At 62.5% G+C, this 26,484-nt stretch carries 24 protein-coding genes; 12 read left to right on the top strand and 12 right to left on the bottom strand.

The window, feature by feature from the left end:
• From K6V06_RS19950 to K6V06_RS20810, 3 genes are all read left to right on the top strand, one after another.
• Positions 1 to 269 (top strand): hypothetical protein (locus K6V06_RS19950; RefSeq protein WP_222245873.1); only part of this gene is annotated, 269 nt, incomplete at its 5' end.
• A gap of 217 nt (positions 270 to 486) precedes the next feature.
• Positions 487 to 2,925, top strand: coding sequence for a heavy metal translocating P-type ATPase (locus K6V06_RS19945; protein ID WP_222245872.1), 2,439 nt, complete (start codon positions 487 to 489; stop codon positions 2,923 to 2,925).
• A 356-nt stretch (positions 2,926 to 3,281) separates the two neighbouring features.
• Positions 3,282 to 3,608: a four-helix bundle copper-binding protein gene (locus K6V06_RS20810; RefSeq protein WP_255581988.1), complete on the top strand. Its 327-nt coding sequence runs from the start codon at positions 3,282 to 3,284 to the stop codon at positions 3,606 to 3,608.
• 61 nt (positions 3,609 to 3,669) lie between these two features.
• Here the strand turns inward: K6V06_RS20810 and K6V06_RS19940 are convergent, their stop codons facing one another.
• From K6V06_RS19940 to K6V06_RS19920, 5 genes are all read right to left on the bottom strand, one after another.
• On the bottom strand, positions 3,670 to 4,008 hold the full coding sequence (locus K6V06_RS19940) for a copper-binding protein (RefSeq protein WP_222245871.1): 339 nt from the start codon (positions 4,006 to 4,008) through the stop codon (positions 3,670 to 3,672).
• Positions 4,005 to 7,175, bottom strand: a complete 3,171-nt coding sequence (locus K6V06_RS19935) for an efflux RND transporter permease subunit (protein WP_222245870.1) — start codon at positions 7,173 to 7,175, stop codon at positions 4,005 to 4,007. The genes K6V06_RS19940 and K6V06_RS19935 overlap by 4 nt, the downstream gene beginning before the upstream one ends.
• Positions 7,172 to 8,725, bottom strand: coding sequence for an efflux RND transporter periplasmic adaptor subunit (locus tag K6V06_RS19930; RefSeq protein ID WP_222245869.1), 1,554 nt, complete (start codon positions 8,723 to 8,725; stop codon positions 7,172 to 7,174). Before K6V06_RS19930 ends, K6V06_RS19935 begins: the two co-directional genes overlap by 4 nt.
• The gene (locus K6V06_RS19925) at positions 8,722 to 10,041 is read right to left on the bottom strand and encodes a TolC family protein (RefSeq protein WP_222245868.1); all 1,320 of its coding nucleotides are present in this window, start codon (positions 10,039 to 10,041) and stop codon (positions 8,722 to 8,724) included. Before K6V06_RS19925 ends, K6V06_RS19930 begins: the two co-directional genes overlap by 4 nt.
• A 71-nt stretch (positions 10,042 to 10,112) precedes the next feature.
• Positions 10,113 to 10,529 (bottom strand): copper resistance protein, encoded by a 417-nt coding sequence (locus K6V06_RS19920; RefSeq protein ID WP_222245867.1) that lies wholly within the window; start codon positions 10,527 to 10,529, stop codon positions 10,113 to 10,115.
• A 210-nt stretch (positions 10,530 to 10,739) separates the two neighbouring features.
• On the opposite strand from K6V06_RS19920, the gene K6V06_RS19915 reads away from it, so the two are divergent.
• From K6V06_RS19915 to K6V06_RS19900, 4 genes are all read left to right on the top strand, one after another.
• A complete protein-coding gene (locus K6V06_RS19915) occupies positions 10,740 to 11,180 on the top strand; it encodes a CzcE family metal-binding protein (protein WP_255581986.1) in 441 nt (146 codons plus the stop codon).
• A gap of 153 nt (positions 11,181 to 11,333) precedes the next feature.
• On the top strand, positions 11,334 to 11,609 hold the full coding sequence (locus tag K6V06_RS19910; protein ID WP_222245866.1) for a hypothetical protein: 276 nt from the start codon (positions 11,334 to 11,336) through the stop codon (positions 11,607 to 11,609).
• Positions 11,610 to 11,871: 262 nt separating this feature from the next.
• Positions 11,872 to 12,285, top strand: a complete 414-nt coding sequence (locus K6V06_RS19905) for a DUF411 domain-containing protein (protein WP_222245865.1) — start codon at positions 11,872 to 11,874, stop codon at positions 12,283 to 12,285.
• Positions 12,286 to 12,336: 51 nt separating this feature from the next.
• Entirely contained in the window at positions 12,337 to 12,867 is a 531-nt protein-coding gene (locus K6V06_RS19900) for a cytochrome c (protein ID WP_222245864.1), read from the top strand.
• A gap of 14 nt (positions 12,868 to 12,881) precedes the next feature.
• Here the strand turns inward: K6V06_RS19900 and copD are convergent, their stop codons facing one another.
• The 4 genes from copD to K6V06_RS19880 are packed head-to-tail and all read right to left on the bottom strand — an operon-like array spanning position 12,882 to position 17,307.
• Complete coding sequence (copD, locus tag K6V06_RS19895; protein WP_222245863.1) at positions 12,882 to 13,799, bottom strand: copper homeostasis membrane protein CopD; 918 nt, start codon at positions 13,797 to 13,799, stop codon at positions 12,882 to 12,884.
• A 7-nt stretch (positions 13,800 to 13,806) separates the two neighbouring features.
• A complete protein-coding gene (gene copC, locus K6V06_RS19890) occupies positions 13,807 to 14,193 on the bottom strand; it encodes a copper homeostasis periplasmic binding protein CopC (protein WP_222245862.1) in 387 nt (128 codons plus the stop codon).
• A gap of 38 nt (positions 14,194 to 14,231) precedes the next feature.
• Entirely contained in the window at positions 14,232 to 15,428 is a 1,197-nt protein-coding gene (locus K6V06_RS19885) for a copper resistance protein B (RefSeq protein ID WP_255581985.1), read from the bottom strand.
• A 22-nt stretch (positions 15,429 to 15,450) separates the two neighbouring features.
• The gene (locus K6V06_RS19880; protein WP_222245877.1) at positions 15,451 to 17,307 is read right to left on the bottom strand and encodes a copper resistance system multicopper oxidase; all 1,857 of its coding nucleotides are present in this window, start codon (positions 17,305 to 17,307) and stop codon (positions 15,451 to 15,453) included.
• A 191-nt stretch (positions 17,308 to 17,498) separates the two neighbouring features.
• On the opposite strand from K6V06_RS19880, the gene K6V06_RS19875 reads away from it, so the two are divergent.
• Positions 17,499 to 18,182 carry a heavy metal response regulator transcription factor gene (locus K6V06_RS19875; protein ID WP_222245861.1) on the top strand — a complete coding sequence of 228 codons (684 nt, stop codon included), beginning with the start codon at positions 17,499 to 17,501 and terminating at the stop codon, positions 18,180 to 18,182.
• Complete coding sequence (locus K6V06_RS19870) at positions 18,179 to 19,561, top strand: heavy metal sensor histidine kinase (RefSeq protein ID WP_222245860.1); 1,383 nt, start codon at positions 18,179 to 18,181, stop codon at positions 19,559 to 19,561. Before K6V06_RS19875 ends, K6V06_RS19870 begins: the two co-directional genes overlap by 4 nt.
• A gap of 28 nt (positions 19,562 to 19,589) precedes the next feature.
• On the opposite strand, the gene K6V06_RS19865 is transcribed toward K6V06_RS19870, so the two are convergent.
• Positions 19,590 to 20,216, bottom strand: a complete 627-nt coding sequence (locus K6V06_RS19865; protein WP_222245859.1) for a DUF305 domain-containing protein — start codon at positions 20,214 to 20,216, stop codon at positions 19,590 to 19,592.
• Positions 20,217 to 20,927: 711 nt separating this feature from the next.
• Here K6V06_RS19865 and K6V06_RS19860 point away from each other — a divergent pair.
• Positions 20,928 to 22,346, top strand: coding sequence for a multicopper oxidase family protein (locus K6V06_RS19860; RefSeq protein WP_222245858.1), 1,419 nt, complete (start codon positions 20,928 to 20,930; stop codon positions 22,344 to 22,346).
• 43 nt (positions 22,347 to 22,389) lie between these two features.
• Here K6V06_RS19860 and K6V06_RS19855 read toward each other — a convergent pair whose 3' ends face one another.
• On the bottom strand, positions 22,390 to 23,433 hold the full coding sequence (locus K6V06_RS19855) for a cation transporter (RefSeq protein WP_370637519.1): 1,044 nt from the start codon (positions 23,431 to 23,433) through the stop codon (positions 22,390 to 22,392).
• 47 nt (positions 23,434 to 23,480) lie between these two features.
• Positions 23,481 to 25,421 (bottom strand): cytochrome c/FTR1 family iron permease, encoded by a 1,941-nt coding sequence (locus K6V06_RS19850; protein ID WP_255581984.1) that lies wholly within the window; start codon positions 25,419 to 25,421, stop codon positions 23,481 to 23,483.
• Between the two features lie 302 nt (positions 25,422 to 25,723).
• On the opposite strand from K6V06_RS19850, the gene K6V06_RS19845 reads away from it, so the two are divergent.
• Both K6V06_RS19845 and czcI read left to right on the top strand, forming a co-directional pair.
• Positions 25,724 to 25,900, top strand: coding sequence for a hypothetical protein (locus K6V06_RS19845; protein ID WP_222245856.1), 177 nt, complete (start codon positions 25,724 to 25,726; stop codon positions 25,898 to 25,900).
• A gap of 182 nt (positions 25,901 to 26,082) precedes the next feature.
• Positions 26,083 to 26,439 (top strand): cation efflux protein, CzcI family, encoded by a 357-nt coding sequence (czcI, locus tag K6V06_RS19840; RefSeq protein ID WP_370637518.1) that lies wholly within the window; start codon positions 26,083 to 26,085, stop codon positions 26,437 to 26,439.
• Positions 26,440 to 26,484 lie beyond the last annotated feature (45 nt).

Raw genomic sequence — 26,484 nt, 5'->3', positions numbered from 1 at the left:
ACGAAGCGCCGGAGCACGTGTCGGCCTTGCCGTTGGAACGGCCGGCACCGGTGCACTATGTCCGCGGTGTCGAACTTGCTGCAACGTTGTCAGCCGAGCGCGAGAGCGACGCGCACGCATGGCTCGCCTGGTTGGATCGCGTAAGCACGCCGGACCTGGGCAAGGGAGCGTTGCAAGACCGACAGGCACCCTTCGATAGCCTGGCGTTGGAGGCGGGCGCGCTCGACGTCGGACTCTGCCAAGCGCGGTTGTGGTCGGTCAGTGGCTGACGGTTCTCGAGGCATGGCGACAAAGGTTCAGTGTTGCCCAAGGGCTCTCGCATTTTCCCGGAGTCTCCAACACCGCGAGCGGATATCAGGAGGATTGACCTTCCCACAGTGGGAAGGCGCATCCTATTCCACTATGTGGCTACCGCCGGCCTGCCGCAAGCCATGCGCCGCAGGCCCGGTTTCCATCTCGAAGCGTGAATTGCGAAGGAGAGGGAGTATGGAGAGTAGCAATCATCAGCATCGGCGCGGAGATGCCCATAAGGATACCCGTGCGAACAGGGACGGCGCGGTCTCATTAGACCAGCATCATGCGCATGCCGATCATGCTTCACCACATCACCATCCGCATCAGCACGGCGCCGTATCGTTTGGCAGCAGCGCAACGAGCGCCAAGGACCCGGTCTGCGGCATGTCAGTCAGTACGGCCTCTTCATTGCGCGCCGAGCACGAGGACATCGCCTATTACTTCTGCAGCCAGTCCTGCCAGAGCAAGTTCTTGGCGGAGCCAGCGAAGTACGTCGCGCCGCAGGAAGAACGCGCCGAGCAAGCGCCGCCCGGCACGATCTATACCTGCCCGATGCATCCCGAGATCCGCCAGGATCATCCCGGCAACTGTCCGAAGTGCGGCATGGCGCTGGAGCCGATGCTGCCGGCACTGGACGACCGGGAGAACCCCGAACTCATCGATTTTCGCCGGCGGTTCTGGTGGACATTGCCGTTGACGGTGGTGACCTTTGTCCTGGCAATGTTCGGGCATCGGCTGGGTTGGTTCCAGGCATCCACGCAAAGCTGGATTGAACTGATCGTCGCAACTCCCGTGGTGCTCTGGGCAGGCTGGCCGTTCTTCGAGCGCTGCGTCCAGTCGTTCATCAATCGCAGCCCGAACATGTGGACGCTGATAGGACTTGGCACGGGCGCTGCCTACCTCTACAGCGTGATCGCCACCGTGGCCCCGCAGGCGTTCCCGTCGACCTTTGCGGAACATGGCCGCATCGGCGTCTACTTCGAGGCGGCGGCCGTCATTATCTCCCTGACCTTGATGGGACAGTTGCTGGAGCTCAAAGCGCGCTCGCAGACATCCGCGGCCATCAAATCGTTGCTTGGGCTGGCGCCGAAGACCGCGCGACGCATCCGGGAAGACGGAACCGAAGAAGACGTGCCGCTGACGCATGTTCATGTCGGCGACCTGCTTCGCGTGCGACCCGGCGAGAAAGTGCCGGTGGACGGCGTGGTAACGGAAGGCGCGAGCTCGCTGGACGAGTCCATGATCACCGGAGAGCCAATCCCGGTCACCAAGCGGGTCGGCGACAAGGTCATCGGGGCCACGATGAATACCAGTGGCAGTCTGGTCATCCGCTCGGAGAAGGTCGGAACTCAAACCGTCCTCGCGCAGATCGTCCAGATGGTGGCGCAAGCGCAGCGCTCCCGAGCGCCGATGCAGCGTATGGCCGATAAGGTGTCGGGTGTTTTTGTTCTGGCTGTCATCGCGATTGCGGTGCTCACCTTTCTTGCGTGGGGCGTGTTTGGACCCGAGCCGAGCTGGGTCTATGGCCTGATCAATGCCGTTGCCGTGCTGATCATTGCGTGCCCGTGCGCGCTCGGACTGGCCACCCCGATGTCGATCATGGTGGCAAGCGGCAAGGGCGCTTCGAGCGGCGTGCTGTTCCGCGATGCAGCGGCCATCGAAAATCTGCGCAAAGTCGATACGCTGATCGTCGACAAGACCGGAACGCTGACTCAGGGAAAACCGAAATTCGATCGCGCTATCGCATCGGACGGCTTCGCCGAGCAAGAGGTGCTGCGTCTTGCCGCCAGCCTGGACCAGGGCAGCGAGCATCCACTGGCAATGACGATCGTGGAGGCGGCGCGCGAGCGCGGCTTGACCCTGGAGAAGGCCGAAGCATTCGATTCGGAAAGCGGTATCGGCGTGCGTGGGATGGTGGCTGGGAGGAAGCTGGCGCTGGGCAACACCGCGCTGATGCAGGCCGAAGGCATTGCAACGCAAGCGCTGGCCAGCGACGCCGATGCGTTGCGCGCTCAGGGTGCCAGCGTGATGTATCTCGCCGTGGATGGCGCATTGGCGGGCATCCTCGCCGTCTCGGACCCCATCAAGGAAACCACGCCACAGGCGCTGGCGCAGCTAAAGGAGGACGGGGTTCGCGTCATCATGGCAACCGGCGATGGCGTAAAGACCGCCAACGCGGTTGCCACCAGGCTGGGCATCGACGAGGCACACGGCGAGGTCAAGCCCGCGGACAAGCTCGCATTGGTCTCTCGCCTGCAACAGCAAGGCCGGGTGGTGGCGATGGCAGGCGACGGCATCAACGATGCGCCGGCCTTGGCAAAGGCCGACGTAGGCATCGCGATGGGGACCGGTACCGATGTCGCGATGAACAGCGCGCAGGTGACGCTGGTCAAGGGCGACCTGGTCGGCATTGCACGCGCGCGGCTGCTGTCGGAAGCGACCATCCGCAACATGAAGCAGAACCTTGGTTTTGCTTTCGTCTACAACGCCTTGGGCGTTCCGCTGGCCGCCGGCATCCTGTATGGCTCCACCGGCTTGCTGCTGTCGCCGATGATCGCGGCGCTGGCGATGAGCCTGAGCTCGGCCTCGGTCGTATTCAATGCCCTGAGGTTACGCCAAGCGAAGGTGTAATCGATTCAAACACTACGGGGTCCGGCTCGCCAGCGCGCATCAGCCGTGCGTCGTCGCTTGCATGTTTTCCACCGTCCTTGTAACGGTGGACCGCTCTTGAGGTCGGTTCAGAACGAGTGCATGCGGTCGCGGCGGGATGCCAGATGACGACGCCATGACGAGCCGGTTAACCGACCAGCGCAGTAGTTGCGGATGCGCACGTTGCTGCGCAGGAAGTCGGCCATGACGGGCCCTCCAGGGCCATACGATTGCCATCCAGTCGACTAGCGCGAGGCGGCGTTCATCGCTGGCCTGGCCTTTGCTCCGGTGGAGTCGGCGCCGGACATTCGGCGTCGCCCGACTCAAGGAGTATTGCCATGCCACATGAAAGATTCAATGCGTGTATTGAGGCTTGCAACGCCTGTGCCGTCGCCTGCGACCATTGCGCGGCATCCTGCCTGCAAGAGTCGAACGTGCAGGAGATGGCCAACTGCATACGGCTTGACCTGGATTGCGCAGAGGTCTGCCGCCTGGCTGCCGCGATGATGTCACGAGGCAGCCAGTTCGCCAGCGACGTCTGTCAGCTTTGCGCTCGCATCTGCGAAGCGTGCGGTGCGGAATGTGCAAAGCATGCGTCGCAGCATTGCCAGGACTGCGCGAAGGCGTGTCAGCGCTGCGCGGAGGCCTGTCGCGCCATGGCCTGATCGCGACGGGTGTGGGGAACGCACGCGACCAGAATCGATGGATCGCGTGCGCCACAGTTTCCTACTTGCGCTGCATTTCGAGAACGGTTGGCGAACCGCCGATCTTGCCGAACGTCACCAAAACGGCATCGCCCTCCTTGAAGCGGCTCAGGGACGCGCGGTCCTTGACCGGGAATGCCATGGTCATGGCGGGCATGCCGAGGTTTTCTATCGGACCATGCTTGAGCGTGACCTTGCCAGCCTGGGCATCGATCTTCCTGATTTCCGCCGGAACGGGATGGGAAGCCTTGCTGGAAGACGCGGGCGCCTTCATGTCCATGCCATCCATTGCGCCGGCCGCGAAGGCGATGGGTGCGGCGGCAATAGCGAGAACGGCGGCGAGAGTCTTGAGGGTTGTCATGGCGATTCCTCCTGAAGTGCGGGGTTGAGGGAAGGGGTAGCCCGTCCGGCCTGGCGTCGGCGCAGCAGCAAGTACACCGCCGGCACGACGAACATCGACAGCAATGGGGCGGTCACCATGCCGCCGACCATCGGCGCGGCAATGCGCTGCATCACCTCGGAGCCGGTGCCGTGCGACCACATGATGGGAATCAGACCGGCCAGAATGACAGCGACTGTCATGGCCTTCGGGCGCACGCGCATCACCGCGCCGTGCTGGATGGCATCGAGCAGGGCGTCAACATCGGAGTGGCCGTTTTCCAGCCGCTCGTTCCACGCATGCTTGAGATAGAGCAGCATGATGACGCCGAACTCCGCGGCGACGCCGGCCAGCGCGATGAAGCCGACGATCCCTGCCACGGACAGGTTGTAGCCGAGCAGGTAGAGCAGCCAGAATCCGCCGATCAGCGCGAGCGGCAGCGTTCCCATGATCAGCATCGCTTCGTCGAGCCGACCGAAGATCAGGTACAGCAGCACGAAGATGATCAACAGCGTGAAGGGCACCACCACCTTCAGCTTGGCGGTCGCACGCTCGAGATATTCGAACTGACCGGACCAACTGACCGAATAGCCCGCAGGCATCGGTACTGCCTCGGCCACCGCGGATTGCATGTCCTGCACGGCGGAGCGCAGGTCCCGTCCCCGGATATCGACGTAAATCCAGCCCGACAGGCGCGCATTTTCGCTGCGGAGCATGGGCGGGCCCTGCACCAGTTGAATGCGTGCAACGTCGGACAGCGTGATCTGCAGACCCTTGTCTGTCACGATCGGCAGGCTGCGCAATTGCTCGATCGAGTCGCGATAGTCGCGGGGATACCGTACGTTGATGGGGAAGCGCGCCAAGCCATCGACCACCTCGCCGACGTTCTCGCCGCCGATGGCCGAGGACACGATGCTCTGCACGTCGGCGATATTGAGGCCATAACGGCCAGCGGCCACGCGGTCGATATCGACGTCGATATAGCGGCCGCCGGTCAGCCGCTCGGCCAGCGCGGACGTAACACCCGGCACCGTCTTGACCGCCGCCTCGATGCGCATGGCAAGCCGGTCGATCTCCTGCAGGTCGGTGCCGGCGACCTTGATGCCGACCGGGCTCTTGATCCCTGTGGCCAGCATGTCGATCCGGTTGCGAATCGGCGGGACCCAGATATTCGACAAGCCGGGCACCTTGACGACCCGATCCAGCTCCTCGACCAGCTTCTCGGTGGTCATGCCGGGGCGCCATTGGTCGCGCGGCTTGAACTGGATCGTTGTCTCGAACATCTCGATCGGCGCGGGGTCCGTCGCCGTATCGGCCCGGCCTGCTTTGCCGAACACGGTCGCCACCTCCGGCACGGTCTTGATCAGCCTGTCCGTCTGCTGCAACAGTTGGGCCGCCTTGCCGGCGGACAGCCCCGGCAGGGCGGACGGCATGTACAGCAGGTCCCCTTCGTCGAGCGGCGGCATGAATTCGCCGCCGATCCGCATGATCGGCCAGGCGGTGGCCACCAGCAGGGTCGCGGCGATGGCCAGCGTGGTCTTGGGGTAGGTCAACACCCTGGTCAAGGCTGGCCGGTAGGCGCGGATCAGCCACCGATTGAGCGGGTTGGCCTGTTCCGATGGAATCCGGCCGCGGATCATGTAGCCCATCAGGACCGGCACCAGGGTCACGGACAGTCCCGCCGCCGCCGCCATGGAGTAGGTCTTGGTGAACGCCAATGGCGAGAACAGGCGTCCTTCCTGCGCCTCCAGTGCGAATACCGGAACGAACGACAGCGTGATGATCAGCAGCGAGAAGAACAGCGCCGGCCCCACCTCGGCGGCCGATTGCCCAATGATCTGCCAGCGCTCACCAGCTGACGGTTCCCGCCCGCCATTGTCCGCATGCCAGCGTTCCAGGTGCTTGTGCGCGTTCTCGATCATGACGACCGCCGCATCGACCATGGCGCCGATCGCGATGGCGATGCCGCCGAGCGACATGATGTTGGCGTTCACGCCCTGGTAGCGCATCACCAGGAAGGCGGCCAGCACGCCAAGCGGCAGCGATACGATCGCCACCAGCGCCGAGCGCAGATGGAACAGGAACGCCAGGCACACCAGCGCGACCACGACAAACTCCTCGATCAGTTTCGTGGTCAGGTTGTCCACCGCGCGCTTGATCAGGCTGGAGCGGTCATAAGTCGTCACGACCTCGACGCCGGCGGGCAGACTCTGTTGCAGCGTGGCAAGTTTGGTCTTGACCGAGTCGATGGTCTCGAGCGCGTTCTTGCCCGAGCGTAGCACGATGATGCCGCCGGCGACTTCTCCCTGGCCGTCGAGTTCCGCGATGCCACGCCGCATTTCCGGGCCGAGCTGGATGGTCGCCACGTCGCCCAACCGCACCGGAATGCCGGTGTCGCTCGTGACCAGCGGAATTTGCCGGAAGTCCTCCAGCGTCTTCAGATAGCCCGACGCGCGCACCATGTATTCGGCCTCGCCCAGTTCCAGCACCGAGCCGCCGGTTTCCTGGTTGGCCCCCTTGAGTGCCGCCAGCACCTTCGATTGCGATAGCCCGTAAGCGCGCAGCCGATCCGGCATCAGGACGACCTGGTATTGCTTGACCATGCCGCCGAGCGAGGCGACCTCCGCGACGTTGGGCAACGACTTGAGTTCGAAGCGCAGGAACCAGTCCTGCAAGGCGCGCAGTTGGCTCAGGTCGTGCTGCCCCGTCCTGTCGACCAGCGCATACTCGTAGATCCAGCCCACGCCGGTCGCATCGGGGCCGAGCGCAGGCTTGGCCGCGGCGGGCAGACGCGATTGCGCCTGGTTCAGGTATTCGAGCACCCGCGAGCGCGCCCAGTAGAGGTCGGTGCCATCCTCGAACAGCACGTAGACATAGGAATCGCCGAAGAAGGAATAGCCCCGCACCGTCCTTGCACCCGGCACCGACAGCATGGTCGTGGTCAGTGGATAGGTGACCTGATTCTCGACGATCTGTGGCGCCTGGCCGGGGAACGGCGTGCGGATGATCACTTGCACATCGGACAGGTCCGGCAAGGCATCGAGCGGCGTACTTCTGACCGCCCATAGTCCCCACGCCGTCAGCATGACCGTCGCCAACAACACCAGGAGGCGATTCCGGATGGAGGCAAGGATGAGCCGGGCGATCATGGCTTGCCCCCTGGCGCCGTAGCCGCCGGTTCGACGGAAGACAGGACTGCCACCCCGTCGCTGTTGAGGTGGAAGCGGAAGCGGATGCGGTCGCCGGGCTTGAGCGCTCGCGGCAGCCCGGCCGGCGGAGCCGCAAAGTCCATCGTCATGGCGCCCCACTGCGCCGACGGAATCGGCCCGTGGGAGATCGTCAAACCTTCGGCGGTCACCGCCTCGATGCGTCCGACGCCTTCATGCTCGGGGCCCGGTGCGGCTGGCGATGCAGGCGCCGAGGCCCCGGGCGCAGCCGCCATGCGCTGTTCGGTGCCGCGCAGGCTGGCTTCGGAGTCGATCAGGAACTGCCCGGACACGACGACGTTCTGGCCAGCCTTCAGCCCTTCGATGACCTCGGTCTGTCCGCCCGCCGTCGCGCCAATCCTCACCTCGACGGGGCTGAATCCGCCTTGCTCGGTCTGTACCATGACGACGGTGCGCGTGCCCGTACGAATCAACGCCTCGCTCGGTACCAGTAGCCGATCCGGGCCCGGGGCTGGCGCAAAGCGAACGGACACGAACATGCCGGGCAGCAATTGCCGGCCCTTGTTGTTCAACTCGATGCGAACCCTGGCCGTACGCGTTGCCGTGCTGACATCGGGCAGGATGGCATCGACCTTGCCGTCCAGTGTCTGCCCGGGCAGCGCTGCCGCGACGGCCGTGACCGATTGTCCGGGCCGCAACGGGGCAGCCTGGCTTTCCGGTACTTCGGCGATCACCCAAACGGTCGCGAGACTGGCGATCCGAAACAGGGTCATGCCGGGCGACAGGGTCATGCCATCGCGCGCGCCGATTTCGGTCAGAACGCCATCGATCGAGCTTGTGATGGCCAGTCGCGGCTGCAGCTTGCCGCTCTTCTGCACCAGCCGTATGTGGCTCTCGCTCATGCCGACCTGCCGCATGCGCGCGATGGCGGCCTCCCGCAGATCGTGCTGCAGGCCGGCGCTCATGCGGCTGACAGCGAGGTATTCCTCCTGTGCGGCCACCCATTCAGGCGCGTAGATCAACGCCAGCGCCTGACCCTTGCTGACCGGGTCGAGCGTGGTCCTGGCATAGGTTCGCTCAACGAAGCCGGTGGTACGCGCTTGCAGTACCTCGATGCCGCGCTCGTTGATCGCGACATTGCCCGGCACCTCGAGCGTGGGTTCGAGTCGTCCCGTCTTGACCTGCGTGGTGCGAATGCCAAGGTTCTGCAAGACGCGGCTGTCGATGGTGACGGCGGCGCCGCCGCCCGCATCCTCATAGACGGGAGACAACGGCATGTCCATGAAGGGTGACTTGCCCGGCTTGTCGAAGCGCTGGCCCGGCACCATTGGATCGTGCCAATAGAGGATGCGTTTGCCTGTCTTCGGATCGATATCGCCGGCCTTCAGATCGGATCCGGCCGACGCGCCAATGGAGGGTGAAGCGGCCGGCGTGCTGTTGCGCCCTTGCTGATGGCCGAGAAAATACGCTGCGCCTACGCCGGCAGCGACGATCAGGCCAGCCATTGCGCGACCGATCGCGGTCCTGTTCATTGCAATTCCCCTTGAACGCGCGTTGGGTGAGCCGGCCCCTGCCCGGCCGTCGGCAGCGGCAGCAGAAAGGCGAGCTCCGTCCACAAGCGCGCGGTAGCGGCCTCCAGTTGAAGTTGCTCCAACGAGATGTCCAGCGCCTTGCGGTTCGCCTCCGCCACCGCCGTCAACGGTCCGGTGCCGGTGCGATAGGCGGTCAGCGCTGCGTCGATGCGCGCCTTGGCCAGCGGCAGCGTCGTGTCGGCATAGCGCGCCAGGCGGGATTGATTGAGCTGCCATTGCGCCTGCTTGCCGCGGAGCTGACCGAGCACGCCTCTGCGTATCGACTCGGCCTGTGCCCGCGCCGCGTCGGCTTGCGCCAGCTTCGCCGCCAGTTCGCGGTCTTGCCGATGCTTCCGGTCCCACGGCAAGGGGAGGGAGACATTGACGGACACCATATTGGAATACGCAGGACCCCGCTGGCTGTACATCAACTCCACGCTGACGTCCGGCACCTTGTTCTCGCTTGCGATCCGGCTGTCGGCTTCGGCGACGCCGACCTGCGCCTGGGCGGCGGCCACGTCCGGCAGTCGCATCGCGGTATCGGCGTCCAAATTGCCCAGCCAGGTGGGCAACTCAAGGGCAGGGGGCTCGGCAAGCGGCAGGTCCGCGGCATCGCCGACCCATCGGCGCAACATCGCCCGGGATGCAGCCACAACCGCGCGCGCCTCGTCTTCGCGGTTCCGGAGCTGCTGAAGTTCGAGCTGAGCGGTCAGAATCTCGGCCCGGGTGCCGCGGTCGGCGCGGTAGGCGGCTTCGGCGGCCCGCACCATCAAGTCGATGGACTGCGCCTGTTCGGCGAACACATCGAGCATTCGCTCGGCGTACTGCCGCTCGAGCCAGGCGCTGGCCGTGCCGCGCTGCACGGCGGCCAGCGCCACCGTGCGCTGCGCCTCCGCGGAGGTGGCTTCGGCCTCGAAACGTTGGGCGCGAGCCTGGCGCTTTGCCGCTCGGGTGAACTCCTGCATCACGCTGATCGACCGCATCGTCATGGCTTCGGTGCCGAGCGAAAACCGGTCGCGGCCGTCGACCGGGACGTTGTTGACACCGACTTTGAGCACCGGGTCCGGCAGTTGGCCGCCTGCAACCGCCATTTCGATGGCGGACTGCACCGCGGACGAGGATGTTTCTGCGTCGCTCGACCGGGATGAGGCGAGCGCGACCGCTTCCTGCAACGAGAGCCGGCTCGCCGGCTGCGCCCATGGCGTATGACTCGCGCCGAGCAGCGTGATGGCGAACGCCAGCCGGCGTCCGCACAATGGGGGGAAACGCAAATGCATAAAGCCTCCGCAAAGCAACGACCGCCCTCAGACGACGTGTCGGGGCGCGATAGGTGGCGTTGCGGCGGAGGCTACGTTCGGAAACAGCAGTGCAGGATGGAGAGCGGGCGAGGAGGGCCGCGTGGCGTGGCTCCCGCAGCCGCCGCGCTCGGGCGCGCGAGCAGCGGCTCCGGCACCAGCATCACGGGATGGACCAGGCTTGCATGAAACACCGGAAGCTGCGGGCTGGCATGGTCGAGGGACTTGGATCCCAGCTGGCAGTGTTCGAGGCACAGCCCATCGTGCGAATCCGGCTCGACGGCCTTCTGCGCCATGTCGGGACACGACTCGGTCATGCCAATCATGCCCGTCATGCCCGTCATGTCCCGGTCGGTACTGACGGCGTACCGGCTGCCCGCGCAAGCGTACGCCGCCGCTGCCAGCTGGACTGTCAGGAAAGCGGTCAGCAGGAATGCGGCCAGCCAAAGCCGCCGGAGGGACGTGCGCACGTGTGGGCCCATATTGGCCGAATGGTACCAGCGTTTGACGTTGGCAAGGGTTGGGCAGGTGTTGCGCTGCGAAATGCTCCTTGACCGAAAAATTGCCTCTTATCCTCGGCACCTTACCTGGATGTAATAGTCGGGTAATGGCTCGGTGAGGGGCGGATTCATACCATTGAAGTCGAGAGGCCAATACCTCGTAACTCAATGGAGAGAATCATGAAAATCAACAAGAACGCGGCAGCTGTATTGAGCCTGGCGGCGCTGTCCGTGGCGCCCGCATGGGGCGCGGACAAGGCAAGAACTAACGCGGGCGATGATTGGGCCAAGCACGTGCAGCAGGCCGCCGAGCCCGCATCTCCAACGATGGCAAACACGACGTCGGGCACGCGTCTCGGTCCTCACGCAGCCCTTTTTGGCAGCGTTGTCCCGGCTGGCACGGCGTCCCGCACTATCACGCTTCGGCCTGGTATGAAAACCATCAACGTAGCCTCCGGGGAAGCGGTGGCATTCGCAGACGGCGATCAATCCGTAGCTTGGCAGTTTGCCGAGTTCGTGCACGGCAGCACAGTTGACTTGGGCGACCTTTTCCCCGGCATGCCGATCGCTCGGGGCGTGCGCGTGAACATCGATCGCAGCCAGATTTTCACCGGTGGCTGACAAGCGGAATTGTTGCTGGGCACGTCCATCCACGACTCGGCGATTTGAGATGACGGCTTTGTAATCGCAGTGTCATGCCTCGGTGGGGAGCCCCTCCCTACACTGATCATGCAGGCTCACAGCGAGCCAATCACCCTTAAAAGGAGAAACAAAATGCGTACGTTGAAGAAGGCTGCTCTCTTGGTATTGACGATTGCGTCGCTGGGCAGCGCAGCAGGACTGGCGAATGCCGGCGTAACATCGTCGCGCGATATCTTCACTACCGGTGGCCACACGATGGGCACGCGCGATCCCTTCACCGATGGCAGTCATACTACAGGTACGCGCGACCTGTTCTCCGATGGCGCCCATACTACAGGCACGCGGGACACCTTCACGGACGGTAGCCACGCGGCCGGAACGCGCGACGCTTTCACCGACGGCATCTGATCGCGGGACGTTGGCATTTTCTATGTGCCGGGCTTCCTAATACCGTCGCAAGGCCCAGCGGCCGAGACCTCTCGGACGTTGGGCTCTTTCACATCGGGCCACTACGATAAGTTGTTTGCCTCGTCCGATGCGTCGGCGCAGTGAACGGTAAGCTCTGATGCTTGTCAAAGCAAGCCTGAACGGCCCCCGGTGATACACCGATCATGCGGGTCCGGGCTAACATAGCCACGAAAACTGAAGTCCAATATCTCGGGAATTTTCGATGAAGCCTCTTCTTGGTGTTGCCCTTCTCGCTGTCGGTACGCTTGCGTATGCGGCTCCCCCCGCGCTGGTCGTCTACAAGGATGCCAATTGCGGATGCTGTGAAGGCTGGGTGGAGCATTTGAACGAGGCTGGCATCCAGACCAAGGTCATCAATACGCCGGATGTCGCCGCAATCAAGACGAAGCTTGGCGTTCCCGAGAAGATGGGCTCCTGCCATACCGCGGTCATGCAAGGCAGTGGCCAAATTATCGAAGGGCACGTTCCCGCGGTAGCGGTGAGAAAACTGGCTGCCAATCCGGGCGTGAAAGGGATCGCCGTGCCGGGCATGCCGGCAAATTCTCCCGGCATGGGTCCCATGGATGGCAACTTGGTGACCGTGGATTTCAACGGAAAGCCGTTCTCCAGGAATTAATGGCGCCTCGGCTCGGACAGCGAAGCTGCAACCGAGCCTTGCCGGCTACGAATGGAAAGCTCGAACAAGTCTCGTTGGCTGATTGCCGGCCTGTTGGTGCTCGCAGCCGTGGCCGCGACCGCGGTCGCGCTGAAGACGAAGCGCTTTCTTGAGACGCCCGTCGACGGTGGGAACGGAGCGTCGGCGGCTAGGCAGCTGCGCATCGACACCAGTGATGCGCGGCGTATTGCCAGAGGCAAGCAGCTTTACGCGCAGCAATGCGCGTCCTGCCATGGCGCCAATCTCGAGGGTCAACCAAACTGGCGGGAACGGCTTCCGAGCGGCCGGATGCCGGCGCCGCCGCACGATGCCACAGGCCATACATGGCATCATCCCGACGCCGTGCTGTTTGCCATTACCAAGAATGGTCTGGTGCCGGGCATCACGGCTCCGGCCGGGTATGTCAGCGACATGCCGGCATTCGGCCAATTGCTGTCCGACGAGGACATCATTGCTGTCCTCGCGTATATCAAGAGCACTTGGCCGCCAAGGGCGTCGGCGGCGCAGCGTGAAGCGACGGAGCAATACGCCAATCCGCGTTAGCGCGGAAGCGCGCTCTACATGCCCGCCGGTGACAGAATGCCCAGTGACGCCACAAGAGCCAGGATCAGCGTTGCCGCGCTGGTTTCGACGATCAGGCTGCGTCGAAACGTTCGGACGGCTGCTGCGTGATTGCCGCTCTTCACCGCATGCTCCAGTTGCGGACTCAGAAAGTAGCGATTGGTTGCCGCAAGGGCCAGCATCGTACCGAACAGTCCGAGCTTGATGGCAAGCAGGCCGCCATACGACGTTAGCGACAGCTCTGGCAGCGTCAGGCCGACAATCAAGAGGTAGTTGATCACCCCGGTCACCGTCAAAGTGGCGACCACAATAGTGCCAACCTGAGCGAAGCCATTGGACGTGCGGCTCAGCAGTGCGACGGTCTCCGGTGTGGACGCAGCTCTTGCCAGCAGCACGAAAGCGATCAGCGCGCCAACCCAGGCCCCGGCCGCGGCGAGATGTCCAATATCGGAGGCCAGGTGAACATAGCGGCGGACGCCATCGTCCATCGCGCCATGCCCGCCCCAGGCGAGGGTCGATAGCGCAACGCCGCCTGCGGCAGCCAATACACCAATTTGCAGCGCCGGCCACCGGCGTGCGAAAAGAGCGACCAGCAAGCAAAGGACCAGCGCAACCAGACGAACGGCCCAAGCCGCACCGAAATCCGTACCCGTCACGATCATCTCGAAAACGTGGCTCTGCAGTTCGGCGTATTCGGATGCGCCGGTCATGGCCTTGGCCATGACGGCGATATTTGCCAACGACAGTCCGATGCCGACCGCAGCCAGCGCGGACGTAATGGCGACATACCGCGAGCCGATGCCCGACGATATCTCCTCACGGCGAAGCGCATAAAGACCGAATAGCGGCAAACCGAAAAGCGCCGTCAGGTCGAGATAGAGTGCAAAGCGCACCGATACAGTCGCCCAGTCCATCGGCGGATCACTTGACCGTGAAGGCGATATTTCCGTTGATCGGATGCGTGTCCGACGAAACGGCGCGCCAATCCACACGGTAGCTGCCCGGAACGAGCGGTTGGGCCGGCGTGATTACCATCGTCTTCGGGTCATCGCTGCCTGATACCTTGGCGGCAATCTTCATCGGGGCATGATTGGCCATGCCAGGCATGCCGGTCATTACCAGGTTGGCACCGGAAAACTGGGCGACCAGGTTTTCGGAGAACTTCAGTTCGATCTTCTGAGGGGCGGAAACCTCGGCCTTGTCAGCCGGGGTCGAAGAGACCAGCTTGGGATGTGCGAAAGCCGCCGAACTGATCAATGCCGCAGTGGCGGCGAGCATGGCTCGGATGGCGAAACGGTGCGTCTGCATGATGAACTCCCAGATTGAAAGGGGGTTAGAGAACGTGGTCAGAACCAAATACGAACACCGGCCACAAAGCGGGTCTCGCCACGACGACCGCCTGCCGTGCGAATCATGTCGGCGGTATTGCCGAATGTCTGATATCGCTCGACGCCGATATACGGTGCGAACTGCCGGTTAATCTCATAGCGCAGGCGCACGCCCACGGCGCCATTGGCCAGGCCGCTGCCGATACCGATTTCAGGGTCGTTCTTGCCGTAGAAGTTGGCTTCGATTCGCGGCTGCAGGATCAGACGCTGCGTAATCAGAAGCTCGTATTCGGCGGAGAGTCGAAGCGCGGTCCTGCCTTCGGTGCCGACGTAGCCGGTCGCATCGACTTCGAACCAGTAGGGCGCCAGGCCTTGCACACCGAACGCCAGCCAGTTCCGAGCCGGTCTGCCGTAGCCAGCATCGTTTCGAATACCGACCTGGGTATCCCAGAACGTCGCAATGGAATGGCCCCACAGCAGTTCGGTGCGAGCCTCGTGCACCTTGCCTTCTTCGGCCTCCCCTTCAGCCTTGATCACCAGCTTGTCGTAGGAGTTGCCGAACCAGGCCTGCGCCTCGTAGGACGCTGCATTACTGTCTCGGCCCTTGGTCCATTCCAGGCGATCCACCAGCACGGAAGCAAACAGATGTTCGTCCGCCATATGGAGCGTTCGGGTCGGCCCGAGCGCATACTTGCCGACCCCGAGTTGATAGCCACCGGAATAGCCATGCGGATCGCGCGCGTCGGGCGGAGCGCTGCCGCCTTGCATTTTCATGTCGCCGTGATCCATGCCCTGCATCGAGCCATGGTCCATACCCTGCATCGAGCCGTGATCCATGCCCTGCATCGAGCCGTGGTCCATACCCTGCATCGAGCCGTGATCCATGCCCTGCATCGAGCCGTGATCCATGCCCTGCATCGAGCCGTGGTCCATACCCTGCATCGAGCCGTGATCCATGCCCGGCATCGAGCCGTGATCCATGCCCTGCATCGAGCCATGGTCCATGCCCGGCATCGAGCCGTGGTCCTTGCCACCCGTACCATTTGCTTTGCCGACGGACTTCGATCGCGCTGGGGCGTCGGCCTTCCTGGTCGGATCCGCGGCCGAAGCGCCCGCGTGGGCCTCCGGGGAATGGGTGGCCTGCGCCCACGTCGTGCCGATGCCGGCGGACGTCAGGACCGCGGCAGCAAGAATCGTTCTTGTTCGCTTATGCATGGAATCTCTATCCAGTTGAAGGTCAGGCCACTATCACTTCACGGAACATGCCCGCGTCCATATGCAGCATCAGATGGCAATGCCATGCCCATCGTCCCAATGCGTCGGCGGTAACCAGGAAGCTGATGCGCTGGGCCGGCTGAACGGGAATCGTGTGGCGCCGGGCCTGGAAGGATCCATCCGCCGACTCCAGTTCGCTCCACATGCCGTGCAGGTGCATCGGATGCGTCATCATCGTGTCGTTGTGAAGGATCACGCGCACGCGTTCGCCATACTTGAAATAGACCGGTGTCGACTTGCCGAACTCCACACCGTCAAACGACCAGGTATAGCGCTCCATATTGCCGGTCAGGTGCAGCTCGACCTCGCGTCCAGGGCCACGCTTGTCCAACGGACCGCCGATGGTGTGCTGGTCAGCCAGCGTCAGCACACGACGACCGTTGTTGCGCAGGCCAATGCCGGGATCGTCGAGGTTGGTGCGCGCCATGTCCACGCGCATATCGGTGCTCGCCCCGTATTCGCTTCTGGCGTGCCGAGCCTTGGTGCTGGGGACCTTCAGCGAATTGCCGGCCGCCATGTTGGCCATGTTGTGCTGGCTATGGTCCATCGCCATTGCGGTGCCCGCCATGCCCTGCATGCTCATGCCACCATGGTTCATGCCTTGCATGCTGCCGTGGTCCATGCCCTGCATTGCCATGCCACCATGGTCCATGGCACCCATCATGTCCGCCATCGTCAGCCATTCGGCCTTGTCGAGCGCGGGCACCGGCGCGGTCAGACCTTCACGAACGGCCAGCGTGCCTCGGGCATAGCCGGTCCTGTCCATGGATTGGGAGAAAATCGTGTAGGCCTCATCTCGGGGCTCGACGACGACGTCATAGGTTTCGCCGGGACCGAACCGGAATTCATCGACGGTCACCGGTTCCAGGTTCTGCCCGTCGGCCTGTATCACCTTCAGCTTCAGCCCAGGGATGCGCACGTCATAGAACGTGTTGCCCGTTCCGTTGATGAAGCGCAGCCTGACCTTCTCGCCTGGCCGGAACAGGCCCGTCCAGTTGCCGGCTGGCGTGACACCATTGGTCAGATACGTCAGCGTGGCGCCCGACAGATCGGCCAGATCCGTCGGATTCATCCGCATCTCGTTCCACATCTTCCGCTTGGCCAACGCGCTTTTCATGCCGTCGTTGGCGACATCGCGGAAGAAGTCGATGACGGTCGGCTGATTGAAGTTGTAGTAGTCGCTCTGGACCTTGAGCTTCGACAGGACCCGCATCGGATCTTCATCGGTCCAGTCGGACAGCAGGATCGTATAGTCGCGGTCAGCTTGAACGGCGTCGTAGCCGGAAGCCGGGTCGATCACGATGCCGCCATACACGCCCGTCATCTCCTGGAATCCCGAATGCGAGTGGTACCAGTAGCTGCCGGTCTGGTCGACCTTGAAGCGATAGGTGAACGTTTCGCCCGGCGCAATGCCGGGAAAGCTGATCCCCGGCACGCCGTCCATTTCGAACGGCAGGATGATCCCGTGCCAATGGATCGACGTTGGCTCGCGCAGCCGATTCGTGACGCGGATGGTGACGGTGTCGCCCTGACGCCACCGCAGCGTCGGGCCGGGCAGCATCCCGTTGATCGTGGTCGCCACGCGCGGCGTGCCGGTGAAGTTGACCACCGATTCGCCGATGACGAGGTCGAATTCGGTGCCGCGCAGCACGGGGGCGGTGCCGGACAGCGTCTGGGCGGGGCGGTCAGTCGACTGCGCCCAAACGGTTCCGCCAAGACCCGACAATCCCGCCATGACACCCCCTGCGGCCAGGCCTTGAACGAAGCGGCGGCGCGTTGGGTTGGGCAGCACAATACCGGCCGGTCGATCACGTCGCATGAATAGTCCCTTTTTGCTTGAATGGCCGCATAGAAGTCGGCATGCAGAGAGTAACGAGCAGGAGGCTACCGTCAACTTACCTGCACATTACATTCCGGTAATGTTGAGGTCACCCGCAAGTCGTCTCGCTAGACTAGCCGCACCAAGGCTCCCTTCCGGGAGCAGCTTGCCAATCCAATCGGACGCTCTAAATGAAACTGCTGGTGGTGGAGGACGAATCCAAGACAGGCGACTACCTTCGCCAGGGACTGACCGAAGCCGGCTTTGTCGTCGACCTGGTCGGCAACGGACTCGATGGGCAGCACCTGGCGCTCAACGAATCGTATGACCTGATCATTCTCGACGTGATGTTGCCGGACCTGGATGGCTGGCACATATTGCAGTCCATCCGTGCCGCGGAGAACGCCGTCCCTGTCTTGTTCCTGACCGCGCGTGACAGCGTGACAGACCGCGTCAAGGGGCTGGAACTGGGTGCGGACGACTATCTTGTCAAGCCGTTCGCCTTCTCGGAGCTGCTCGCTCGGGTCCGCACGCTGTTGCGCCGGGGATCTGTGCTGGCCATTGACCGCATCCAGGTCGCTGATCTGGTACTGGATTTGGGACGCAGGCGCGCCTCCCGTGCCGGTCGCCGCATCGCGCTGACCAGTAAGGAATTCGCACTGCTCGAACTGCTCGCGCGCAGGCGTGGCGAGGTCTTGCCGCGCTCTCTGATCGCCTCGCAGGTCTGGGACATGAATTTCGACAGTGACAGCAATGTGATCGACGTGGCCATTCGTCGCCTGAGGGCCAAGATCGACGACGACTTCGAACCAAAACTGATCCAGACAGTGCGCGGGATGGGATACGTACTGGAAGCGCCAGAGGGAACGGAATGAGGCGGCGGCTTTCGCTGACGATGCGGCTGACGCTGCTGTTCTCGCTGTCGTCGGCAGCGGTGCTGCTGGGTCTCGGTGTACTGATCTGGCTGGCCATGGACCGCCACTTCGCCAACGAGGACTACGTCATCCTGGGTGACAACATCCGCTTGATCCAGAAGATCACCCAGGAACGACCGACAGCACAGCTTCCCGCGCGCCTGGCCGAGATGGTGGAGCACCATCCCGGGTTCGTGGTGCACGTCCAAACCGCGCAAGGCCAGCTCGTCTATGCAACCAAGGGATACGACTTCGCGCCGACCTTGGCCGCCATCGCCCGGCTGAAGCCGAACGAAGACACCCTGGTGTGGCAGCAGAACGGGAAACAGTACCGCGGCATGCGAGCGCTGGCGAAAATGTCGGACCCGGCAGCGGCGCCATTGCGCGCCGTCGTGGGCATGGACACGGACATTCATGCGCATTTCATGCAGGCATTCCGGAAATCGCTGGCGTTCTATACCGCGCTGGCGGCGCTCGCCAGCGGCTTGTTCGGGTGGTGGGCGGCAAGGCGCGGCTTGGCGCCCTTACGGATGATGGCCTCACGCGCGAGCGGCGTGACCTCGAACAAGCTGGACGCACGCATGCCAGTGGAGGCGGTCCCCGTCGAAATGGCGGATCTGGCAGCCACCTTGAACGCCATGCTGGAGCGGTTGCAGGACGATTTCCGGCGCTTATCCGAGTTTTCGTCGGATCTGGCACACGAGCTGCGCACGCCGATTACCAACCTGATGACGCAGACGCATGTCGTGCTGTCGCAACCACGTGATGCAGAGAAATACCGGGAGGTTCTGGCGTCCAACGCCGAGGAACTGCAACGCCTTGGTCGCATGGTTTCCGACATGCTCTATCTGGCAAAGATGGAGCACGGCATCACGCTGCCCAGCGAAGAAGAGATCAACGTCAGCGACGAAGTGCGCGCGCTGTTCGATTTCTACGATGCGCTGGCGGAGGACAAGAGGGTGCATTTGCGGCTTGAAGGTCAGGCGCGGATCTTGGGTGATCGTCTGATGCTGCGCAGGGCGCTGAGCAACCTGCTTTCCAACGCGCTGCGCTATACGCCGGAGGGCAAGGCCATCCTGGTCAAGGCGAAGGAACAAGCCGGTGCGGCAACGATCGTCGTGGAGAACGAGGGCAAGGAAATCAGTGCGGACCTGTTGCCCTCGATCTTCGACCGGTTCTTTCGCGCCGACAAGTCCCGCAACCGGGCCGATTCCGACAGTGTTGGGCTTGGGCTGTCGATTACGCAGGCCATCATGTCGGCGCACGGAGGTCGAATTTCCGTAGAGTCGTCGGCGGGAAGCACTCGGTTCATCTTGACGTTCCCACGTCTCGCCAAGTAGTTGCGGTGTTTCCGCGCCGGTCGACTCCTTACTGCTGCAGCGGACGCTCGCCACGGAACGGCTGATAGTCGACGATGCCGAAGCGCGTTTCCAGCAGCTGGCGCATTTCTTCAATGCCTGATGTCTGCTCATGCCACATCAATTTGCACAGGCGTATCAGGCTTTGATGGAGGCGATCCGCGCCGGTGATGCAAGCGTTCATCGGCTGCAGCAACGAAAAGTGATGGCGGCTGAAGGTTTCGAGGAACGCGCGATCAAAGCTCGCGCCGGGCTGGGCCTGCTCCAGAGCAGTGAGCATCTGTTGAGCATCCTCTCTTATGCGGGGCTCGTGGGCAACGCCATACCAATCGCGCAGCAACATCTGCAGGTGCATGATCTGCTCTCTCTGCGCGCGATTCTCCATCCGGGCCATGGATTTGATTTCGTCGAGAGCGGCCTTGGCGTGCGTCGCCGGAAATCCTGGCGTGGGCGACGTCCCTTCGTTCGATGAAAGATGTCCGCTGCGCTGCGGATCTGTGCCGGCGGCCAGCTCGGTCATCCTGAGCGCTGAAAAATGATGGTCAATGACCAACCGCATCAGACGAACCTCGAAGCTGGCAGTGTGGCCTCTGCCTGGCTGGGCGGCATAAGCGGCTGGCAAGACAAGCATGGCCATCAGGCCGGTCGTAATGAGATGTCGGAGTGTACGGCGCATCCAACGACAGGCCTCTGTCGACAGCAGCGATGGAAAGATGCGAGCAGGGTCGCGTGTAGCAGTCGATGGCATGGTGAGCTCCCAAGGTTGGGGTGGGGTGGCGATGGACCGGCGGAACACACGACTTCGCCGATGGGAATATTCAGCGACTCGGACGGTGCAACAGACGTGCCAGAGGTATAACGTTTCAGGGGTCTGTCAGATTCGTAATGGACCAGTAATCTGAACTTGGGGAAAGCACTCTTGCGTATTGCGATGTCGACTCGCCGCTGCGTTGCGCATCGGTTTCCTGACAGTGTGGCCGACAGCCAGAGTTGCCATATTGCAAGAAATGCATTGCGTCCCCTCGTGCCGGAGGCCGTGTCGGGATTCGCAATCTGAGGTGATCTGGGCTAGCAATGAAGGGCGGTGGCGCGATGGCAAGTGACCCGAGCTGACTCTCGACTCCCGACTGATGGTCGATGGCAGCCGACGGCATCTAGGTAAAGTTTTTCTTTCAACCGCGGACACATTATCTTGGTTGTGGGCTGCAAGGAATCGGCCGACCACGCTGCCTCCAGAACGAGTTGCGTTTTCCGCAGTTCTGGACTGTCTATCTGGCTGTGATACCCGCTCGTCTGCTGCTACGGCCTGTCGAGGCGAGCGCATCCTTACCCGAGGAGATTCCGTTCAATGACCTTCACGCGCCGTTCGTTCCTGACCGGGGCTGCCCTGACAGGCGGCGCACTATTCCAGGAGTTGAAGATTCCCGAGCTGGTTGATGCCCGCCGTCAGGGGCAGTCCATTGCCATGACGGCGCAGGTTGGGCGCACTGCCTTTTTCCCGGAGCGGGACAGCCCTACGCTCGGCTACAACGGAAGCTATCTTGGCCCCACCTTGAGGGTGTATCGCGGCGATGACGTGGAGATCGCCGTCACGAATGCCCTCGGCGAAGCCACGACGGTCCACTGGCACGGCTTGCTCATTCCTGGCGAACTCGACGGCGGCCCACACCAGACGATTCGCCCTCGAAAGACCTGGCGGCCGGTCCTTCCCATCCGCCAGCCGGCGGCGACCCTCTGGTATCACTCCCACGTGCACGGTCGCACGGCGGAGCAGGTCTATGCCGGTCTGGCCGGCCTGCTGATCGTTACCGACCGGGATGAAGCGACGCTCGGCTTGCCAGCGGAGTACGGCGTCGATGATTTGCCACTGATATTGCAGGACCGACAGTTCGAAGACGGCATGCTGGTGCTTCCTCAGGGAATGATGGCGACCATGCACGGGCGACGGGGCGATACGCTGATGGTGAACGGCACGGTCAATCCGGTGGCGCGTGTGCCGCGCCGGCTGGTGCGGCTGCGCTTGGTGAACGGTTCCAACGCCAGAGCATTCGATCTAGCTTTTGCGGATCATCGATCCTTCCACTGGATTGCCTCTGAAGGCGGCTTGCTGGAACGACCGGTTGCGCTGCGGTCCCTGAGCCTGGCACCAGGTGAGCGAGCAGAGGTGCTCGTGGATTTCCACGATGGCCAGCCCGCCGTCCTGGAAACGGGGCCGGATGGCAATGCGCCGATGATGATGCGCATGATGGGCGGCGGCAATCGCCTGCGTGGTGAACGGCAGGCGATCATCAGGTTTGAGCCTCAGGGAACGGGCACGCGCAGCGCTCAGCTCCCCGACAAGCTCGTGACGCACGAGCGACAGTCCATGTCGAACGCCGTTCGTCGTCGGCGCATTGCCATGACCATGGGCATGCGCGGGATGAGAGGTGGCGCGGGAATGGGAACGTTCGGCATCAATGGCCGCCCGTTCGACATGGAGCGGATCGATGCAGAGATCAGGCGCGGCGACACAGAAGTCTGGCAGGTGTCCGCAGAGATGATGGCACACCCGCTCCATATCCACGGCGTTCACTTCGAGGTTCTCAGTCGAAACGGTTCACCGCCGGGTATTCGCGATCAAGGGCTTCGCGACACCATCATGGTCGAGAACTCCGTCGAACTGCTTGTTCGGTTCTCCCATACCGCGGCGACGGCCCCGTACATGTACCACTGCCATATTCTCGAGCACGAAGATAACGGGATGATGGGACAGTTTATCGTTCGCTGACAGAAGGGTGCATCAGACAACGGACAATATGGCAAAACGTCGTTTAGCTGAGCTTGAGAATCCGTCTCGCCCCATTCAACACCACGAGCCCGATCACCATACCGATCACGAGATCGGGATACGCAGAACCGGTCCAAGCCACCAGAAGTCCGGCGGCGATGACGCCCAGGTTAGCGACCACGTCGTTCGCCGAAAAGATATAGCTTGCTTTCATGTGCGCGCCACGATCGCGCTTGCGCGCGATCAGTACCAGGCAGCCAACATTTGCCACCAAGGCTAGCAAACCGACGCCCAACATCAACGCCGATTCCGGTTCACTGCCAAACGCGAACCGCCGCGCCACCTCCGCTAGCGCGCCGAGCGCCAGGGCGAGCTGTAGCCAGCCGGCGAAGTGCGCCGCCTTGAGTTTCATGCTTGCCGCCCGGCCGACAGCATACAGCGCGAGACCATACACGGCCGCGTCCGCAAACATATCCAATGAATCGGCAATCAGTCCTGTCGACTGGGCCACCAGGCCCAGTATGATTTCCAACAGGAACATCACACCATTGATGACCAGGAGAAGCCGAAGCGTTTGCGCTTCGCTGACGTCCCCCTCATTTGACAGCAGCTCATCCACTGGATCCGCCGATTCCGAAGTCGCTAGCGTTGCTCCCAGGTCAAGCGGCGTAAGCCGTCTGAGTAAGTCTTCGGCCGATGCCGCGTGAAGGACAGTCAACTGCCGGTTACTCAGGTCAAAGCTCATCGTCGCACCGCCCGGCAGATCGCCCAGCGCCATGCGGATCAAGTTCTCCTCGGATGGGCAATCCATCTTGGGAATCGAGAAAACAGTCTTCTTGTGAGCTGTGGTGCCTTCGTCCTCAATAGCCTCCGATTGGGAAAGCTGCGCACCGAGGTTTAATGGCTCGAGCTTTTGCAAGAGGGCCCGGGCGTCCCCCTCATGCACGGCGGTCATTTGCCGGTTGCCTAAGTCGAACGAGAGCGACCGGATGCCCGGTACGACCGAGAGAGTGAAGCGGATCAGGTTCTCCTCGGACGGACAATCCATCTTTGGGATGTCAAAGACTGAGCGTTGAGCGAGCGGCACGTGCGTCCTCTATGAGTGATTCTTTTGACAACTTCGGGCTTATTAGGTTAGGCGACCGAAAGTTTTCGTGCCGTCTGAGCGTTCCATAAGAATCCCAGTAGCGCGATAGCCAATACGAGCAGCTGCGCCCCGACAGTCTCCAGCGAGGGGTACAGCCCCAATATCTCGACTTTCGGCACGGCCAAGTACGAAGCGCTCACCCACCCAGCTTCCTGCAAGCCGGCGACGCCCTTGCCCGCGAGTACGACGGCAAGGATTGCGACCAGCACCGAACTCAGCGAGAAGAACCTGCCGATGGGCATGCGGGCGCTCGTGCGCATCAGAACCCAAGCGACTACGCTCAGCGTCACGACGCCGGTCGCTAGGCCGCCCAGCAGTGCAGTGCCATTACCGTCAACAGCCATCGCCGAGAAGAACAGCACGGTTTCAAAGACCTCGCGGTACACTGCAATGAAGGACAGCAAGAACAGTCCCCACACCGACCGGCGGGACATGGCCGATGAGAGCTTTTCCTTTAGATAGGCCTGCCAACGGCCCGCTGTACTCTTCTGATGCATCCACAGGCCGACAGCAAGAAGCACGATCGCGGCAAACAGCGACGATACGCCTTCAGTCACCTCCCGACTTGCGCCGCTGATCCCGACCGCATAGGTTGCGATTGCCCACGTGGCGCCCCCGGCCAACAGTGCGCTGATCCAGCCAGCGTGGACGTGACGGACCACATCATTGCGGCCCGCCTTGCGCAGGAACGCCAGCATCCCAACCACGATCAATAGCGCCTCGAGACCCTCGCGCAGGAGGATGGTGAAGGCGCCCAGGAACGTCGCCAACGCGTCAGAGCGAGTCTCCAGTTCGGCTTGCGCTTCGTTGAAACGCTCTTGCAGACGCTCGGCCACAGACACCGCCGTGTCAATGTCTTTTGCGCTGATCGCAGCCCGGTAGGCCAACATCTCTTTCTCGATCGCGTCCAGCAGAGGCTTGTTGCGAGAGCCGAGAATCGGCTCGACCGGCTCGAATCCGTCGAGGTAGGCAGACAACCCCAACCGCGTGGCGCTTGCGAAGTCTCCGGAGCGGGCCGCTTCAAGGCTTCGTTTCAATTGGGAGCGTGCGAGCGCTACGCCAGACGCTTCGGCGTTTGTCACGTTCTGTGGCTCGCTGCGCAGGAAGGCCATGACGTCACGCGCCCGCTCATTGCCCAGCGACTGCGCGAGAGAAGTCTCCGTCGCGGTCGTCAGTGCCGCCAGATCAGGTACTTTCGTCCGCACTGCGGGGTCCTTGTTCCATTGAGCAGCCCCACGTTCCCGCATCTTCCTATCGTGTGACAGCGTGCCGGAGAAGAAGGCGAGTGCCCACCGGTCCTCCTCTGGGAGTCCTGAGAAACTTGGCATGGACGTCCCGGCCACCCCTTGAGTGATGGTTTGGTACAGCGCCAGGACACTGCGTGACTTCGCGCGATCCGAATCGGCAAATGCGATGGGTGGTGGATCAAGCCGCGCGGCAAGTGGGCCATCGGCTTTTCCGGTGGCACCGTGGCAGCTGGCACACTGCTGCTGGTACAACGCTGCGGCCCGCTTCAAATCGGGCACGGACGTCGGTGCGACGGGAATAGGGTAGCTTTTCAAAAGCAGGTCACTCGCCTGACGTGCCAGCCGGCTGACTTCCGAAGGATCCGCACGTTGTTCAACGGCGGTCTTTAGCGCACTCACCGATGACACCACCGCCTCGTGACCCGAATTACCTGGCAGTTCTTGTACCTGTCGGTACGCATTGCCAACGAACTCGCGCATTTCGGCATACTCGAATTCGTTGGTGACTTGGCCATTATCCACTGCGCCGGCATAGTCGACGCCGACATAGTCCAGCTGTTGCCAGATCTGGCGGACGGTGGAGTCGGGGTCGGTCGTCTGGGCGCCCAACCCCGGTGAACTGCTGACGAGGAAGGTAGCAATCAGAAAGGCGAGGAAGCGGTTCATGGTATCGATTTTCATTTTCGCGTTATTAGAAACCCTAAAGTCACTCGAATGTCAAGAGTGCCGCCTTTGGGATGGTCGGAAGTGCGGACGCGGGGCGGTTTTTTCGGTCCCACCAGTGCGGGGGGCTCGCGTCTCGCATTTCAACAACTAGCGCGAGAAGCGCGCTAGTCAGGAACCTCGACTGCCGGGGAAGGTAAAGGAAGCGCTCAAGACGCTCCTGCGACGCGTCGTGGCGATCACGATTGCCGCTGAGGTACTAACATTGAAGTCCTGCCGTCAAGACTGGTATCGATAGGCCAACCGACCTGAAGCCTCGCATGGAACAACCCCTTCTTTCAGACAATGTGGTACTGAGCATTGGTGTAATGGCCGCCGGCCTGGTGCTGATGTACGCCGGCTTTGCCGCATACCTACGCTGGCGGTACGGCCCTGCCGAACGGGTCAAGAAGAAGCAGCGCCAGAAGAAAAATGCCCAAGTGAAGCGACGCGGGTGAAGGCTGCCGACTCCATCCGGGTCACCGTGAATTCCCCACGCTGGGGAACGCGGCCTGAATCGTCGAACCGAACGCATGGCTGGTGTTTGGTTATACTTGCGGTTCCGTCACGCTTCCTTGTGCGGCTTGGGCCTCATTTCGGGCACTCGTGATTGCCGGCTTGCGCGGATGCGCCGCCCTCGATGGAAACAATGCGAAGGGTCTTTCTGATTCTTTTTGTGCTGATCTTGCCGTTCCAACTCGCGTGGGCCGGCGCGGCGGCCTATTGCCAGCATGAACCGTCGATACATGGCAGTTGGCACTTTGGCCACCACGAGCATCAGCACAAAGACGGCGTCAAATCGGAGACGGAAAAAAAGCCGATTGTGGACGCCGACTGCACCATCTGCCATGTTGCTTCGGTGCCGTTCGCTTGTTTCGAAGTGCCCGAAACACGCGCCGCTCAGCGGGTCGAACTAGCCCCGAATCCCTTGGAACTGCGCTTCACTTCCTTTTTTGCCAGGGCCCCTGATCGCCCGCAATGGCACCGTCTCGCATAGCCGGCGAGACGTCGTTCCTTCGTTACACCGTCGTCTCGCCGAATT

Origin of the sequence: Cupriavidus sp. AU9028 (assembly GCF_019795295.1) — a bacterium.
Classification (GTDB): Bacteria; Pseudomonadota; Gammaproteobacteria; order Burkholderiales; family Burkholderiaceae; genus Cupriavidus.
The sequence above is the reverse complement of the archived record's forward strand: the minus strand, read 5'-3'. Positions and strand labels throughout refer to the sequence as shown.